Here is a 15,829-nt window from a genome sequence, read left to right as displayed (position 1 = left end):
TGTTACTCCACTCAGCGGTAGACCGGGAAGTCGGCGCACAGCGCGGCGACCTGCTTGGCAACGTCGGCTTCGACATCGGCGTCGCCCAGGTTGTCGAGCACGTCGCAGATCCAGCCGGCCAGTGCGACGCACTGGGCAACCTTGAAGCCGCGGGTGGTGACAGCTGGGGTGCCGATGCGCAGGCCGGAAGTGACGAACGGCGACTGCGGGTCGTTGGGCACGGCGTTCTTGTTGACGGTAATGTGCGCGCGGCCCAGGGCTGCGTCAGCGTCCTTGCCGGTCAGGCCCTGGCGAATCAGGCTGACCAGGAACAGGTGGTTGTCGGTACCGCCGGAGACCACGTCGTAGCCGCGCTCGATGAACACCTGGGCCATGGCCTGGGCGTTGTCGATGACTTGCTTCTGGTAGGTCTTGAACTCAGGTTCTTGCGCTTCCTTGAAGCACACCGCCTTGCCGGCGATGACGTGCATCAGTGGGCCGCCCTGGGCGCCCGGGAAGACCGCAGCGTTGAGCTTTTTCTCGATCGCTTCGTTGGACTTGGCCAGGATCAGGCCGCCACGTGGACCGCGCAGGGTCTTGTGGGTAGTGGTGGTGACCACGTCGGCGAAAGGGATCGGGTTAGGGTACAGGCCAGCGGCGACCAGGCCGGCGACGTGGGCCATGTCGACGAACAGCAGCGCCCCGACCTTGTCGGCGATGGCGCGGAAGCGCGGGAAGTCGAGGGTCTTGGAGTAGGCCGAGAAGCCGGCGACGATCATCTTCGGCTTGTGCTCGACGGCCAGGCGCTCGACCTCGTCGTAGTCGATCAGGCCGGTGTCGGTGTTGATCCCGTACTGAACGGCGTTGTACAGCTTGCCCGAAGACGACACCTTGGCGCCGTGGGTCAGGTGACCACCGTGGGCCAGGCTCATGCCCAGGATGGTGTCACCGGCCTGCAGCAGCGCCAGGTAGACGGCGCTGTTGGCCGACGAGCCGGAGTGCGGCTGGACGTTGGCGTAGTCGGCGCCGAACAGCTGCTTGGCGCGTTCGATGGCCAGTGCCTCGACCTTGTCGACGTGCTCGCAGCCACCGTAGTAGCGCTTGCCCGGGTAGCCTTCGGCGTATTTGTTGGTGAGGCCGCTGCCTTGGGCCTGCATGACGCGCTTGCTGGTGTAGTTTTCGGAGGCGATCAGTTCGATGTGATCTTCCTGACGCTGTTCCTCGGCATTCATCGCCGCCAGCAGTGCGTCGTCGTAACCCTGGATCTGGTCTTGCTTGCTGAACATCATGTATCTCCCGGCAGCGATCATTTTTTGTCAGTAGGGTTCAGTGCCCCTTTGTGCCGATGGTATGACTGGCCGAGGGGAGTCAGATGCCTGCGCACGCCTTGCAATGGCGCGTTTACGACATTCGTTGAAACGCGGTTGGCTCAGTCATGGCCTCATCGCGGGCACGCCCGCTCCTACAGGCGTCTGTAGGCGCGGGCTCGCCCGCGATGAGGCCGGCATGAACAGCGCGCCACCCGGTTGTATAGGCAACCACCGGAATCATGGTTTAGAGTGCTGATCTGCGTCGTTCACAGGACCGTGTCATGACAGATAACAGCCAACAATTCGCCAGCGACAACTATTCCGGAATCTGCCCAGAAGCCTGGGCGGCGATGGCCAAGGCCAACCAGGGTCACGAACGCGCCTACGGCGACGACCAGTGGACCGAGCGCGCCTCGGCATACTTCCGCAAGCTGTTCGAAACCGACTGCGAGGTGTTTTTCGCCTTCAACGGCACCGCCGCCAACTCGCTGGCCCTGGCCTCGTTGTGCCAGAGCTACCACAGCGTGATCTGCTCGGAGACCGCCCACGTCGAGACCGACGAATGTGGCGCGCCGGAGTTCTTCTCCAACGGCTCCAAGCTGCTCACCGCGCCCAGCGTCAATGGCAAGCTGACCCCGGAGTCGATCCGCGAGGTCGCGATCAAGCGCCAGGACATCCACTACCCCAAGCCACGCGTGGTCACCCTCACCCAGGCCACCGAAGTCGGCACCGTGTACCGCCCCGACGAGCTCAAGGCGATCAGTGCCACCTGCAAGGAGCTGGGCCTGAACCTGCACATGGACGGCGCGCGCTTTACCAATGCCTGCTCGTTCCTCGGTTGCTCGCCGGCTGAGCTGACCTGGAAGGCCGGCGTCGATGTGCTGTGCTTTGGCGGCACCAAGAACGGCATGGCGGTGGGCGAGGCGATCCTGTTCTTCAACCGCGAGCTGGCCGAAGACTTCGACTACCGCTGCAAGCAGGCCGGGCAACTGGCGTCGAAGATGCGTTTCTTGTCCGCGCCTTGGGTGGGGATTCTCGAAGACTGTGCCTGGATGCGCCATGGCAATCACGCCAACCATTGCGCGCAGTTGCTGGCGTCGCTGGTGAGTGACTTGCCGGGGGTCGAGCTGATGTTCCCGGTGGAGGCCAACGGGGTGTTCCTGCAGATGCCGGAGCCGGCGATCGAAGCGCTGCGTGGCCGGGGCTGGCGGTTCTATACCTTTATTGGTAGTGGTGGGGCACGGTTCATGTGCTCCTGGGATACCGAGGAAGCGCGGGTGCGTGAACTGGCTGCGGATATCCGCGCGATCGTCGCTGGCTGATCGACCGCTTTCGCGGGTAAACCCGCTCCCACAGGGTTCTGTGGAGCCCCTAAAATCAGGGCCATTACAGAGAATCCTGTGGGAGCGGGTTTACCCGCGAAGAGGCCATCAGCAGCACTACAACCGCTACAGCCTGAACCCACCCATCTGCCGCGCCAGGTCATCGGCCAGGCCGCGCAAGGCCTGACACTCCTGCCGACACCCCTGCACCTCGGCCGCCGTCTGCCGCGCCAGGTCGGAAATCCCCTGCACATTGCGGTTGATCTCTTCGGTCACCGCCGACTGCTCCTCCGTCGCCGTCGCCACCTGGTGGTTCATGTCGCTGATGCGCTCCACCTGATCGGTGATCGCCCCCAACGACGCGCCGGTACGCTGGCTCGACTCGACCCCACTGCCCGTCGCCGACTGCCCGGCCTGCATCGAGGCCACCGCCGTGCCCGCCCCTTGCTTGAGCCGCTGGATCATCTGCTGCACTTCATCGGTGGACAGCTGCGTGCGCCGGGCCAAGGTCCGCACCTCATCGGCCACCACGGCAAAGCCGCGCCCCATCTCCCCTGCCCGGGCCGCTTCGATGGCGGCATTCAGCGCCAGCAGGTTGGTCTGCTCGGAGACGCTGCGGATCACCGCCAGCACTTCGTCGATCGAGGCCACCTCGGTCGCCAACTGTTCGACGGCGGTTGCCGCCCGGCCAATCTCACCGGACATGCCTTCAATGCCCTGCACCGAGCGCTGCACCACCTCACGCGCCTGCAACGCTTCGTCACGCGCCGCCTGCGAGGCCTGCGCGGCATTGCCGGCGCTGTGGGCGATCTCCTGCACGGTCAGGCCCATCTCGTGCACCGCAGTGGCGACCATTTCGGTCATCTCCTGCTGGCGCCCGGAGCGCTGCGCGGTGTCGTCGACCACCTGGGTCACCTGCGCCACCGAATGATGCAGGCGCTCGGTGGTGCGCAGCACATCGCCGATCAACGCCCTCTGGCTGTCGAGAAAACGGTTGAAGCCCCGCGCCAGGTCGCCCAGCTCATCCTCGCGGGCGTCGTTCAGGCGATGGCTGAGGTCGCCGCCCCCGCTACCGATCTGCACCAGCGCCGCCGTCACTTGGCGAATCGGCCGCACCAGCCCGCGCGCCAGCAGCACCACCAGCAGCAGCGAGACCAATGCCACCGCACCGCCGATCAGGCTGGTCAGCCACACTGCCTGGCGCATCTGCGCGTAGATCTGCGCCTCTGGCACTTCGGCCACCAGGGTCCAGTTGAGATCGCGCAACGGCAGGCCGAGGGCCAGGTACGCCTCGCCATCGCGAGTGAAGCGGCTGCTGTGCAGGCTCTGGCCCTGGGCCATGACGGCCTTGGCCGCTTCGCCACCGATCTGTTCGCTGAGCTGGCGCTTGGCGCTGAACTGGTTTTGCGGATGGACCTGGATCAAGCCGTCGTTGCGCACCAGCATCACCCGGCCGTGCTCGCCAAAGCTGAAGTCGTGGATCAGTTTCGACAGTTCGGTCAGGCGCAGGCCCATGCCGGCGACGCCGACCAGTTGGCCGTCCTTTTCCACCCGGTAGTCGATGAACAACGCCACTTCGCCGGTGGCGCCATCGATGTCGATGTTGATCAGGCGCTCGGCGCCACTGTCGGTGTAGCCGTAGAACCATTTGTCCTTGGGGTTCTCGCGGCTGAGGGTGCGGTCGAGGCCGTTCTCGTTGTAGTAATGGCCGCTCACAGTCGAGGCAAACAGCGCCGTGAAGGCGTTGTTGCGCTGCTTGGCGGCTTGCAGGTATTCGATGAAGCGCGGCGCTTCGGCGGGGTTTTCGCCGGCGGCCAGCCAGTCACGCAGGAGGGTGTTGCCGGCAATGTCGGCGGCCGCCACCAAGGGCTGGCTGAGCATGCGCTCGATGTCGTTGCGGATCGCTTCGATGCTGGCCGGCAGGGCCGTGTCGAGCAGGTAGCGCTCGGTCAGGCGGTTGAGCGCCGCGGTAAAGATGATCACTACCACCAGAATGCTCGCCAGCAGGGCTGCGCCCATGCTTGCGATCAACTGCCACTGAATGCTTCGACGCCAGATACGCATGCCCTTGCTCCCCGCCAAATATTGTTTTGGGGGAAGTGTATACACTTACGTATCCAGTTATTCCAGATTACTGTGACAATATTCCAGAAACGATTGGGGCTGCTGCGCAGCCCCAAAATATTCAGGCTTCGCCGATCGTCCGGACGATGGCATCGACAGTAGCGTCGATCTGCGCCTGGGTGCGCTCGAGCGTCTGCTGATGGGCTTTCTGCAGTTCGATCTGCTTGGAGCACAGGTTCAACGCTGCCAGCACCAGCAGCTTGTCGCCGATCAGGGTCGGGTACTGACGCTTGGTTTCAGCCAAGGCGGTGTTGAGCATCCGCACAGCCTGCGACAGGGTCTCTTCCTGGCCTTCGGGCGCCTTGATCGAGTAGTCGCTGCCTAGGATCGACACGACATTGATCGGCTGCGCTTGCAGTTTCATGCGTTGACGACACCGGCGCTAGCACGCTCGACCAGGGCCTGGATGCGCGCGGCGGCGGCACCGTTTTTCTCTTCATGTTCCATCAGCGACAGCTGCAGACTGTCGTTTTCTTCTTTGGCCTGGGCCAGTTGCTGGGCGACGGCGGCATTCTGCTCGCTCAGCTGGGCGTTTTTCTGCATCAGGTCGGTGACCAGTTGCTCGAGTTGATTCAGGGAGGTTTCCAACATGGGGTCTGTCTATCTCGGGTTGTTGCAAAGGGCGCACAGGATAAAGAACAGCACGCGCCCCCGCCATTAAATATCGGGATCAAAAGGCTTCAGCCTGGGCAGATTGACCGGGGATCGCCAACCTTGTTCCGACCTGGGTCAACCGCCGGTCAGGAAAACACCTGGCCAGTACGCAGTTTTCATCGCCGTCGACTCAAGACTGGCCGGTCACGACCGATAGCTCAGTAGGTCTTGTTTCGTCGCAAAGGCCCCCGCGCCCCTCTTCCTCCTCTGGATGCTCCCCCACCATGTCCCTACGCAACATGAATATCGCCCCGCGCGCGCTGCTCGGATTCGCCCTGATCGGCGTGCTGATGCTCGGCCTTGGCGTCTTTTCGCTGATCCAGATGGGCAACATTCGCCAGGCCGGGGTGGCTATCGAGAGCATCAGCGTGCCGAGCATCAAGACCCTCGATGAGCTCAACGCGCTCAACCTGCGCCTGCGCAGCCTGTCGTACCGGCTGCTGATCAACCGCGAGCCGGCCACCCAGCAGGAGACCCTGCGCCTGCTCGACGAGCGCAATACCCAGATCGACCAGGCCAAGCGCGCGTACGAGCCGCTGATCAGCGCGGCCGACGAGCAAGCCGCCTACGATCAGTACGTGCAACTGCTCGGCCAGTACCGCCAGCTCGAGTCGCGCATGCGCACCCTGAGCCAGACCAACCGCCTGGAGGAGCTCGGCGACCTGCTCAACCGTGACCTGCTGGCCAACTCCGAGCAGATCAACAAGGTCATGGAGAACCTGGTACGGATCAACACCGAGCAGACCCGCCAGACCAACCAGACCGCCGCCAGCCAGTACTCGAGCGCCTTTACCCTGGTGATCGGCCTGTTGATCGCCGCCACCGCACTGACCTTGCTCTGCGCCCTGCTGCTGACCCGCAGCATCGTCAAACCGATCGACGACGCGCTGCAGGCTGCCGAGCGCGTGGCCGACGGCGACCTGACCCAGGTCATTCGTGCCGAGGGCACCGACGAAGCCGCACGCCTGCTGCGGGCCATGGGGCGCATGCAGGACAAACTGCGCGACACCCTGCACCTGATCGCCGGCTCCGCCACTCAGCTGGCCTCGGCCGCCGAAGAGCTCAACAGTGTCACCGACGAGAGCGCGCGTGGCCTGCAGCAGCAGAACAATGAAATCGAACAGGCGGCCACCGCCGTCACCGAAATGACCAGCGCCGTGGAAGAAGTCGCACGCAACGCCGTGAGCACCTCCGAGGCCTCCGCCGAAGCCAGCCGTTCGGCCGGTGATGGGCGTGACCTGGTGATGGAGACCGTCGGTGCCATCGAACGCATGAGCGGTGATGTGCAGGCCACCGGCAAGCTGATCACCCACCTGGCGGAGCAGTCGCGCGATATCGGCAAGGTACTCGATGTGATCCGCGGCCTGGCCGACCAGACCAACCTGCTGGCGCTGAACGCCGCGATCGAAGCCGCGCGTGCCGGTGAGGCTGGCCGTGGTTTTGCCGTGGTGGCGGATGAGGTACGTGCACTGGCTCACCGCACCCAGCAGTCGACCAGCGAGATCGAGCGGATGATCGGCACCATCCAGGGTGGTACCGAAGAGGCGGTGGACTCGATGCGTACCAGCACCGAGCGCGCCGAATCGACCCTGAACATCGCCCGCGGCGCGGGCCTGGCGCTGGACACCATCGCCGGTGCGGTGGCGCAGATCAACGAGCGTAACCTGGTGATCGCCAGTGCGGCCGAAGAGCAGGCGCAGGTGGCGCGGGAAGTGGACCGCAACCTGGTCAACATCAATGACCTGTCGGTGCAGAGCGCAACCGGCGCCCACCAGACCAGCGCGGCCAGTGCCGAGCTGTCGCGCCTGGCGGTGGATTTGAACGGTTTGGTGGCGCGCTTCCGTACCTGAGACAGCAGCTGCAAGCCATGAGCTTCAAGCTACAAGAAACAGCAGATCGGCGTACAACCGGCTGTTACTTGCGGCTTGAAGCTCAACGCTTGAAGCTCAATATTCGATCCGCACATCCCCTTTCGGCACGCTGCAGCACGACAGGATGTAGCCCTCGGCCTCGTCGTCCTCGGTAATCCCGCCGTTGTGCTCCATCTCCACCTCGCCGCCCAGCTTGAGCACCTTGCAGGTCCCGCAGATGCCCATCCCGCAGGCCTTGGGAATCATCAGCCCGACTTTGGCCGCCGCCGCATGCACGGTCTCGCCCGGGGCCACGCGAATGCTCTTGTCGCTGCCGACGAACTCCACCAGGTTCAGATCCGACAGGTCCACTTCCGGCGCATCCGCCGCCTGCTCGGCATGCTCCACCGCATCCGCCTTGGCCTCGGCCGGCGTCGCGCCAAACGACTCCTCGTGGTAGTTCTTCATGTCGAAGCCGACCGCTTCGAGCATGCGCTTGACCGCGCTCATGTAGGGCGTCGGCCCGCAGCAGAACACCGTGCGCTCCATGTAGTCCGGCGCTATCAGCTCCATCAGGCGCTGGTTCAGGTAGCCGCGATACCCGGCCCACGGCTCGCCCAGCCCGTGCTTCTCGCAAATGATATGCAGGCTGAAGTTGGGGATCCGCGAGGCCATCTGCTCCAGCTCGCGGTGGAAGATGATGTCTTTCGGTGAACGCGCGCTGTGCACGAAGACCATGTCGACATTGGCGTTGGTGTCATAGAACCAACGGGCCATCGACATCACCGGAGTGATCCCCACACCGCCGCTCAGGTAGAGCACCTTGGGCGCCGGGAAATCGATGGCATTGAACAGCCCCACCGGCCCGTGCACCGGCAGCTCGGCCCCTTCGTGCATGGTGTCGTGCAGGTGGTTGGAGACATGCCCGCCCGGCACCCGCTTGACGGTGATGGAGAAGCTGTACGGCACCGACGGCGAGCTGGAGATGGTGTACGAGCGCATCACCTGCTTGCCGTCGATCTCAAGCTCCAGGGTGACGAACTGGCCCGGCTTGAAGAAGAACATGATCGGCTGGTCGGCCATGAAGCAGAAGGTGCGTACATCCCAGGTTTCCTGGATGACCTTGACGCAGCGCACGATGTGGCGGCCATTGGCCCAGGTCTGGGTGCTGACCGGGTTGAGGAAGGTATCGGACATGTTCTTCTCCAGCGGCCGACTACCGGCCTTTTATGGCTCCGATAATGCTCAAGCGCGGGGGCTGGCACTTTCCTGCCAGCGACATCGGCGTGCTTATCGCGACCAGCCCCGCTGGACAAGGGCTGGCGCGTCGGAATTCGATTCGGCCATGTCGCCCATGGATACGGATCGAGGCGCGGGTAATCGCACACTCCACGGCAAATGGACCTGATGTTTTTTGCACGTGCCTTGCGCCAACCACAATAACGATTAGCCACCTTTCGCCGGCCCTTATCGGCCATGAGGATAAAACGATGGACGTCACCGCAACCCTGAGCCTGGGCGATCCACTGGAAGCTGCACGCAAGGCCACCGCCGAGATGCTGCAGACCCGCGAGCGCACCTACTCGCTGCCCCAGCCGTTCTACACCGACGAGCGTCTGTTCCAGATCGACATGCAGGAGATCTTCCACAAGGAGTGGCTGATCGCCGGCATGACCAGCGAGATCCCGGCCAAGGGCAACTTCATCACCCTGCAGATCGGCAAGAACCCGATCATCGTCATCCGTGGCGCCGAAGGCAAGGTGCATGCCTTCCACAACGTCTGCCGCCACCGCGGCTCGCGCCTGTGCACCAGCGACAAGGGCAAGGTGGCCAAGCTGGTCTGCCATTACCACCAGTGGACCTACGAGCTGGACGGCCGCCTGCTGTTCGCCGGCACCGAGATGGGCGCCGACTTCGACATGAAGGAGTACGGCCTCAAGCCTGTGAACGTGAAGGTCGCAGGTGGCTACATCTTCATCAGCCTGGCGGAAAACCCGCCCGCCATCGACGAGTTCCTGGCCACGCTGGACCATTACATGGAACCGTACGACATGGAGAACACCAAGATCGCGGTGCAGACCCAGTTGCTGGAAAAGGCCAACTGGAAGCTGGTGCTGGAAAACAACCGCGAGTGCTACCACTGCAGCGGCTCGCACCCTGAGCTGCTGAAGACCCTGCTCGAGTGGGACGACACCGAAGACCCACGCGCCGACCAGGCCTTCAAGGACCACGTGGCCGCCTCGGCCGCCGCCTGGGACGCCGAAAAGATCCCCTACCTGCACAAGAGCCACGGCCTGCGTAACCGCATCGTGCGCATGCCGCTGCTCAAGGGCACCGTGTCGATGACCATGGACGGCAAGCAGGCGTGCAAGAAGCTGATGGGGCGGATCAAGAACCCCGACCTCGGCTCGATGCGCATCCTGCACCTGCCGCACTCGTGGAACCACTGCATGGGCGATCACATGATCGTCTTCACCGTGTGGCCGATCAGCGCCCAGGAGACCCTGGTCACCACCAAGTGGCTGGTGCACAAGGACGCGGTCGAAGGCGTCGATTACGACCCTGAGCAGATGCGCAAGGTGTGGGACGCGACCAACGACCAGGACCGCCGCCTGGCGGAAGAGAACCAGCGCGGGATCAACTCCACGGCGTACCAGCCTGGGCCGTATTCGAAGACCTATGAGTTTGGCGTGGTGAACTTCATCGACTGGTACAGCCAGCGGGTGCTGGAGAACCTCGGGGCGGAGCCGGCGCCTTACCTGAAGGAAGTGAAGGCGCAGTAACGCGCGTTCTGCAGGCCGACAGCGGCGCCCGCCGCTGTTTGGCTATCCTGGCGACCTGATGGATTTCGCCGAGGCCCGAGGGTCAAGGTTGATTCCCGGCGGAGGGTTGCTTGAGGTTCGAGCGGAGGCAGGAATCGTCTGATGGCGCTCCCCCCTTATGATGGGATATCGCTCCCAAGGCTTGGCGCCACGCAATCGCCAAGCATCGATCGCCATAGGGCCCATCGATAACAATCCCAGGCCAAAAAGCGCCCACGATTGCCATTCCTCTCCCGGTTTCGCGATTCGCGCGACACCCAAGACCAGCCCGGCCGTGCCCGCCACAAAACTCACACCCGCAAGCGCTGCATCCAATTTGCGCGGCAAAGGCACTGAGGCTTCGGCCGATGCAGGCGTAAAGCCCTCGATGCGAGCCTTGTAGGTTTTCGTCACTTTGTACATCGAGCGTATTTTCAGGCCGGAGGAGAACATGCCGAACAGGCTGGTCGCCACGGCCAGCGCAGGTAACAACCACTCAGGTTCGTGCCCGCTAGGGTCGCGACGGTTAATCGGATCACCGACGCAGTACGCATAGCTGTTGAGCCCCCCCTTGTCGAATGGGCTCAGGCGATCTGGCGCGTTGAATCGCTGCAGATGCGGATTGTAGGCACGGTAGCCATTGCCCAAGTGATGGTGCCCGGTGAGCGGGTCTGGAGGATGTCCGGCATATCCCAGGGCAGGCCCTGCCGTGGCAGAGGGCGCGCCATAAGGCGAATAGGCGCGCGCGGCAAACCCACTCCCACACAAGGTCGATTGCTGTCGGTCGGTGCCCAGCAGATAGGTAGCACTCATAGTTAGTGTCCTTGGGGAAATACCGAGTCACGCTAGCAACCGTGACGGCCAGTCAAAACTGGCAAAAATACTAGGTACAGAACCGGCTTTTTTCTATTTATCCACAGGATATGAAGCAGTTATGTGGACAGCGCTCAAACCGAGGAACAGCAAAGCCCGGACACCCACCTGTACAAATATTGACCAAAACCCTACAACCCTTTGGAACTGTGGCCTACAGCGATGCCCGAACATCTTGTCCACAGAGACACCAACAGACTTTGTGTGCAACATCCGCAGGGGCAGAAAAATCGCTGTGGATAAACCTCACAAGCCTTTATTTATAGTGGCTCCGGTAGCTTTCGAGAGGTTTCGATCAGTTTTTGATCAATCCACTGTAGGCCTTGTCAGCCGTGCCCTGTAGACGATGCCCAACAGATTATCCACAGACCCGCCAACAGCGATTGTGGGAAACTTCACCAGACCGCCTCGGGTTGTAAATAAAAAAGCCATGAAAATCCGTTGCTTAACTTGATCGTTTTTTGACCATAACCCTGAAGGCCCTGACCCTGTTGGGCTACAGCAATGCGCAAACACTTTATCCACAGAGTGGCGAACAGAGATTGGGGGTAAGCGCGGTGAGCTGCCGAGACCTGGCATTTTTGCCAGTTTCGGCCGCCTGAGAGGTGTGCTGAAGTAACAGCCCCACCTTGCCGCAAGGCGATTTCATGCACAGGCGTGTCACGGGTACCGTCAAATGGTTTTACGCGCCCAACGGCGTGGGGATGATCAGCGCCGATGATGGCAGTGGTGACTACTTCGTCTCGCGTAACGCGATCCTGGTGCTGGGCACTGTCACCTTGCTGGAAGGGCAACGCGTGACGTTCGATCCACAGCTGGAGGGGTTGACCCTGGTGGCGTTCAACGTGGGCCTGGCGCTGGGTTGAGGGCCGCCTGGCGGCCCCGGTGCGCTGCACGGCTAGCGCAACACGCCCTCCTCCACCAGCAGCTTGAGGATCGCCTCGGCGCCCTCCTGTGGCGACACATCCTTGAGCACCTTGCCGCCGCCACCGCTGGCCTTGGCCGTGGCGGCCTTCATCCGGTCGGCGCCGCTCTTGGCCTTGATCACCTTGAGCCGCTTGGGCCGAGGCCGCGCCGGTTGCAGCTCGGCATCGGCGAACAGCGCATCGTCCACCACCTCGACATCGCGTGCCGCCAACACCCCGCGACGTGCCGGGCCAAACGCGCTCTGGCGGGGCTTGGGCGCGGCGTTATCCACAGTGGCCAACAACGGCAGACGCACCTTCAAGCGCCGCCGCTGACCGCGTGGCAGCGCCTGCAGGACCTGGGCGGTGCCATTCTCGATGGACTCGACCTCAGCCAGGCCGACGATCAACGGCCAGCCGAGCTTCTCGGCCAGCAAGAACGGCAACATGCCCGAGCCTTCGCCGGTCTCGGCCTGGCTGCCGGTCAACACCAGCTGGGCGCCGGCATCACGCAGGTAATCCCCCAGCACCCCGAGCACATCGGCGCCCGCGGGCTGTTCCAGCACATCCAGGTGGTCCAGGCCCATCCCTAAGTAGGCGCGCAACGCCTCCTCAGCCGGGTCGCCGGCATGCACCACCTGCAAGTTATCCCCAGCCAGCTGCAAGCCCAGCTCCACCGCGCGGGCGTCCTGCTCGGCGCGCCGGGTGCGGCCGGAGGTCGGGTGGGCGCCGATCGAGACCAGGCTGATCACTTTGGTAGTCATGCTCGTGTCCTTATGCCGCGTCGCGCTGGGCGCCGCTGCGGTAGTTGTGCACCGCCTCGATCAGCGCCTCAAGGATGGCCGCGCTGTCGCCAATCACCGACAGGTCGGCCCGTTTGATCATGTCGCAGCCAGGGTCCATGTTCACCGCCACCACCTTGTCGCAGGCACCGATGCCCTGCAGGTGCTGGATCGCCCCGGAGATACCCACCGCCACATAGACCCGTGCCGTGACCCACGTACCGGTGGCGCCAACCTGGCGGGTGCGCGGCATGAAGCCGTCGTCCACCGCCACCCGCGAGGCACCCTCGGTGGCGCCCAGCGCGGCCGTGGCCCTGTGGAAAAGCTCCCAGTCCTTGACGCCGTTGCCGCCCGAGATGATGAACTCGGACTCGGCCATGGCAATCGCCGCCGGGTCCACCGCCACCGGGCCAAGGTCTTCGATACGCGACAGGCTGCGCGCGACGCTTGTGGATAACTCCACCGGCAGGACCTCGTGGCGGGTGTCGCTGACCGGCTCGGCACATTCCGCGGCGGCCAGGATCAGCCGCGCCATGCCGCGCTGCAGGTCTTGCTGACCGGCACCGGCGCGGCCTATACAAACGCCGTCCTTGACCTGCCAGACGCGCGTCGCCGGGCGCTCGCCCAGTGCTGCGCCGAGCCGCCGGCCGAGTTCGCCGCCGCCGGTGCGGCTGTCGGGCAACAGCCAGTGACGTGGGCTGAACTGGTTATCCACAGCGCGCAGGCCCTGCACCAGTTGCTCCGGCGCGTAACCCTGGTACTGCTCGCCATCGATGACCAGCAGGCGGTCGACGCCGGCTGTGGAAAACTTGCTTTCCTTGTGCTCACCAAAGACGATCGCCAGCACCGCACCGTCGCTGCCGGCCAGGCTGTGGGCCAGGCCGAGCAGGTCGCGGTCATGGCTGCCCAGGCGGCCACCGACCATGTCCGGTACCACGGCAATGTAGAACGCCGGTTCAGGCACCTGATGCAGCGGCAGCTGCACTTCGGCGGCGGCACTGCGCCGGCCACCGACAGCGGTGCCCTGCTGGGCGCCGCTGCGGTCGATGCGCTTGAGACCGCTCGGGCCGATGAAGCCCGCGGCAATCGCGTGCGGGTTCTTGCGGATCAAGCCGTTAGGGCCCATCCAATTCGTCTGTTGCGTCTGCATCGCTACATGCAGCGGGTGCAGACGGTTACGGGCGATCCACTCGGCGCGTGGGTCGCGGCGGATGATGTCGCTCATCAGTGCACCTCCGCAGGTTCACGTTTGACCACTGGCGGCTTTGCGGCGGCCGCGGCGTCCTCTTCGATCAGCACATCGGCGACCAGCTCGGCCAGGTCCTTGATCTGTGGACGCGGTTCGACCACCCCTTCGAGCATCGCCGTGCACTGCGGGCAACCCACGGCGACCAGCTCGGCCTCGGTTTCGCGGATGTCGTCCATGCGCATGTCGGGGATCCGTTGCTTGCCGGGGATGTCGGTGATCGGCGCACCGCCGCCACCGCCGCAGCAGCGCGAACGGAAGCCCGAGCGTTGCATCTCTTTGACCTCGATGCCCAACGCACGGAGGACTTCACGCGGCGCTTCGTACTCGCCGTTGTAGCGGCCCAGGTAGCACGGGTCGTGATAGGTCACGCTGCCGCCCTTGTGCTGGCCGAGGTTGAGTTTTTTAGCGGCGATCAGTTCGGCCATGTAAGTGCTGTGGTGCTGCACTTCATAGTGGCCGCCGAGCGCGCCGTATTCGTTCTTCAGCACATGGAAGCTGTGCGGGTCACAGGTGACGATGCGCTGGAAGCGGTACTTGGCCAGGGTCTGGATATTGCGCTTGGCCAGCACCTGGAAGGTCGCTTCGTCGCCCAGGCGACGGGCCACGTCGCCGCTGTCGCGCTCTTCCAGGCCGAGCACGGCAAAGTCCACGCCGGAGGCCTTGAGCACTTTGACGAAGGCGCGCAGGGTGCGCTGGTTGCGCATGTCGAAGGCGCCATCACCGACCCAGAACAGCACCTCGGTGCTCTTCACGTCTTCCAGCAACTGCATGTTCAGGTCGGCCGCCCAGTTCATCCGCCCGCCCGGGTTGAAGCCGCCGGGGTTGTCGGTGGCGATCAGGTTGTCCAGCACCTCGGCGCCTTTGTTCGGCGTCGCGCCTTTTTCCAGGGTGAGGTGGCGGCGCATGTCGACGATCGCATCGACGTGCTCGATCATCATCGGGCACTCCTCGACGCAGGCGCGGCAGGTGGTGCACGACCAGAGGGTGTCGGCGTCGACCAGGCCATTGACGATCGGCTGGTGCGGATGGCCGCCATGCTCGCCGATCGGCTTGCCCGGATACGGGCTGCCGGCGAACTGGGCGTCGGTACCACCGGCCAGGCCGATGACCATGTCCTGGATGAGTTTTTTCGGGTTCAGCGGCTGGCCGGCGGCAAACGCCGGGCACATCGCTTCACATTTGCCGCACTGCACGCAGGCGTCGAAGCCGAGCAGCTGGTTCCAGGTGAAGTCGACCGGTTTGGCCACGCCCAGCGGCGCGTTCGGGTCTTCCAGGTCGAGCGGCTTGAGGCCGGTCGAGCGGCCGCCGCCGAAGCGCTCGGCGCGGCGGTGCCAGGCCAGGTGCAGGGCACCGGCGAAGGCATGCTTCATCGGCCCGCCCCAGGTCATGCCGAAGAACAGCTCGGACACGCCCCACAGCACGCCGAGGCCGAGCACGGCGACCATCACCCAGCCGCCGGTGTTGGCCGGCAGGATGCCGGCCACCGGCAAGGTGGCGATGAAGAAGCTCGCGGCGAACATCAGCAGGCTTTTCGGCAGGCGCATCCACGGGCCTTTGGACAGGCGCGCGGGGGGGTTGAGGCGGCGCTTGAAGACGAACAGCGCACCGCTGAACATGATCACCGTGGCGACCAGCAGCGCATAGCCGAGGATCTGGCTGTGCAGGCCGAAGCCGTGCACCAGGATCGCCAGCGCCGCCGACAGAACGAAGCCGCCTGCGGTCGCCACGTGGGTCCTGGACATGTACTTGTCGCGCTCGACCACGTGGTGCAAGTCGACCAGGTAGCGTCGCGGCATGGCCAGCAGCCCGCCGATCAGGTCGACCTTGGACGCCCGGCCACGGCGCCACATGCGCACCCGGCGCACGGCGCCGAGCACTGCCAGGGCCAGGGCGGTGAACAGCAGGATGGGTAAAAGGGTGTTCAACATGGGAGGCTCCCACAACAGCTGGATTCTTGCGTCGTCCTAGCGCCTGGATTGG

At 64.1% G+C, this 15,829-nt stretch carries 13 protein-coding genes and 2 pseudogenes; 5 read left to right on the top strand and 10 right to left on the bottom strand.

Features of this window, described 5'->3' with window-relative positions; all coding sequences use genetic code 11:
- Positions 1 to 11: 11 nt before the first annotated feature.
- Positions 12 to 1,265, bottom strand: a complete 1,254-nt coding sequence (locus tag CCOS865_RS02435; protein ID WP_119137569.1) for a serine hydroxymethyltransferase — start codon at positions 1,263 to 1,265, stop codon at positions 12 to 14.
- Positions 1,266 to 1,570: 305 nt separating this feature from the next.
- On the opposite strand from CCOS865_RS02435, the gene CCOS865_RS02430 reads away from it, so the two are divergent.
- Positions 1,571 to 2,611 carry a threonine aldolase family protein gene (locus CCOS865_RS02430; protein WP_119137567.1) on the top strand — a complete coding sequence of 347 codons (1,041 nt, stop codon included), beginning with the start codon at positions 1,571 to 1,573 and terminating at the stop codon, positions 2,609 to 2,611.
- A gap of 126 nt (positions 2,612 to 2,737) precedes the next feature.
- Here CCOS865_RS02430 and CCOS865_RS28650 read toward each other — a convergent pair whose 3' ends face one another.
- From CCOS865_RS28650 to CCOS865_RS02415, 4 genes and pseudogenes are all read right to left on the bottom strand, one after another.
- A complete protein-coding gene (locus CCOS865_RS28650) occupies positions 2,738 to 3,466 on the bottom strand; it encodes a methyl-accepting chemotaxis protein (RefSeq protein ID WP_425272948.1) in 729 nt (242 codons plus the stop codon).
- Between the two features lie 135 nt (positions 3,467 to 3,601).
- A pseudogene (locus tag CCOS865_RS28645) lies at positions 3,602 to 4,630 on the bottom strand (HAMP domain-containing protein); the annotation flags it as partial.
- 166 nt (positions 4,631 to 4,796) lie between these two features.
- Complete coding sequence (locus CCOS865_RS02420) at positions 4,797 to 5,099, bottom strand: cell division protein ZapA (protein WP_119137563.1); 303 nt, start codon at positions 5,097 to 5,099, stop codon at positions 4,797 to 4,799.
- The gene (locus CCOS865_RS02415; RefSeq protein WP_119137561.1) at positions 5,096 to 5,326 is read right to left on the bottom strand and encodes a hypothetical protein; all 231 of its coding nucleotides are present in this window, start codon (positions 5,324 to 5,326) and stop codon (positions 5,096 to 5,098) included. Before CCOS865_RS02415 ends, CCOS865_RS02420 begins: the two co-directional genes overlap by 4 nt.
- A gap of 287 nt (positions 5,327 to 5,613) precedes the next feature.
- Here CCOS865_RS02415 and CCOS865_RS28640 point away from each other — a divergent pair.
- Positions 5,614 to 6,384, top strand: a pseudogene (locus tag CCOS865_RS28640) (MCP four helix bundle domain-containing protein); the annotation flags it as partial.
- Positions 6,367 to 7,239, top strand: coding sequence for a methyl-accepting chemotaxis protein (locus CCOS865_RS28635; protein ID WP_425272947.1), 873 nt, complete (start codon positions 6,367 to 6,369; stop codon positions 7,237 to 7,239). The pseudogene CCOS865_RS28640 and the gene CCOS865_RS28635, both read left to right, overlap by 18 nt.
- A gap of 96 nt (positions 7,240 to 7,335) precedes the next feature.
- Here the strand turns inward: CCOS865_RS28635 and gbcB are convergent, their stop codons facing one another.
- Positions 7,336 to 8,436, bottom strand: coding sequence for a glycine-betaine demethylase subunit GbcB (gene gbcB / locus CCOS865_RS02405; protein ID WP_119137557.1), 1,101 nt, complete (start codon positions 8,434 to 8,436; stop codon positions 7,336 to 7,338).
- 293 nt (positions 8,437 to 8,729) lie between these two features.
- On the opposite strand from gbcB, the gene gbcA reads away from it, so the two are divergent.
- Positions 8,730 to 10,022, top strand: coding sequence for a glycine-betaine demethylase subunit GbcA (gene gbcA / locus CCOS865_RS02400; protein ID WP_119137555.1), 1,293 nt, complete (start codon positions 8,730 to 8,732; stop codon positions 10,020 to 10,022).
- A 42-nt stretch (positions 10,023 to 10,064) separates the two neighbouring features.
- Here gbcA and CCOS865_RS02395 read toward each other — a convergent pair whose 3' ends face one another.
- A complete protein-coding gene (locus tag CCOS865_RS02395) occupies positions 10,065 to 10,853 on the bottom strand; it encodes an RHS repeat-associated core domain-containing protein (protein WP_119137553.1) in 789 nt (262 codons plus the stop codon).
- Between the two features lie 707 nt (positions 10,854 to 11,560).
- Between CCOS865_RS02395 and CCOS865_RS02390 the strand changes: the two genes are divergently transcribed.
- A complete protein-coding gene (locus tag CCOS865_RS02390; RefSeq protein ID WP_119137551.1) occupies positions 11,561 to 11,779 on the top strand; it encodes a cold-shock protein in 219 nt (72 codons plus the stop codon).
- 32 nt (positions 11,780 to 11,811) lie between these two features.
- On the opposite strand, the gene etfB is transcribed toward CCOS865_RS02390, so the two are convergent.
- Genes etfB through dgcB form a run of 3 tightly spaced genes read right to left on the bottom strand, consistent with a single transcriptional unit; the run spans position 11,812 to position 15,777 of the window.
- Entirely contained in the window at positions 11,812 to 12,582 is a 771-nt protein-coding gene (gene etfB, locus CCOS865_RS02385) for an electron transfer flavoprotein subunit beta (protein WP_119137549.1), read from the bottom strand.
- Positions 12,583 to 12,592: 10 nt separating this feature from the next.
- The gene (etfA, locus tag CCOS865_RS02380) at positions 12,593 to 13,825 is read right to left on the bottom strand and encodes an electron transfer flavoprotein subunit alpha (RefSeq protein WP_119137548.1); all 1,233 of its coding nucleotides are present in this window, start codon (positions 13,823 to 13,825) and stop codon (positions 12,593 to 12,595) included.
- Positions 13,825 to 15,777 carry a dimethylglycine demethylation protein DgcB gene (dgcB, locus tag CCOS865_RS02375; RefSeq protein ID WP_119137546.1) on the bottom strand — a complete coding sequence of 651 codons (1,953 nt, stop codon included), beginning with the start codon at positions 15,775 to 15,777 and terminating at the stop codon, positions 13,825 to 13,827. Before dgcB ends, etfA begins: the two co-directional genes overlap by 1 nt.
- Between the last annotated feature and the right edge of the window lie 52 nt (positions 15,778 to 15,829).

Source organism: Pseudomonas reidholzensis (assembly GCF_900536025.1).
GTDB classification, from domain to species: Bacteria; Pseudomonadota; Gammaproteobacteria; order Pseudomonadales; family Pseudomonadaceae; genus Aquipseudomonas; species Aquipseudomonas reidholzensis.
The sequence above is the reverse complement of the archived record's forward strand: the minus strand, read 5'-3'. Positions and strand labels throughout refer to the sequence as shown.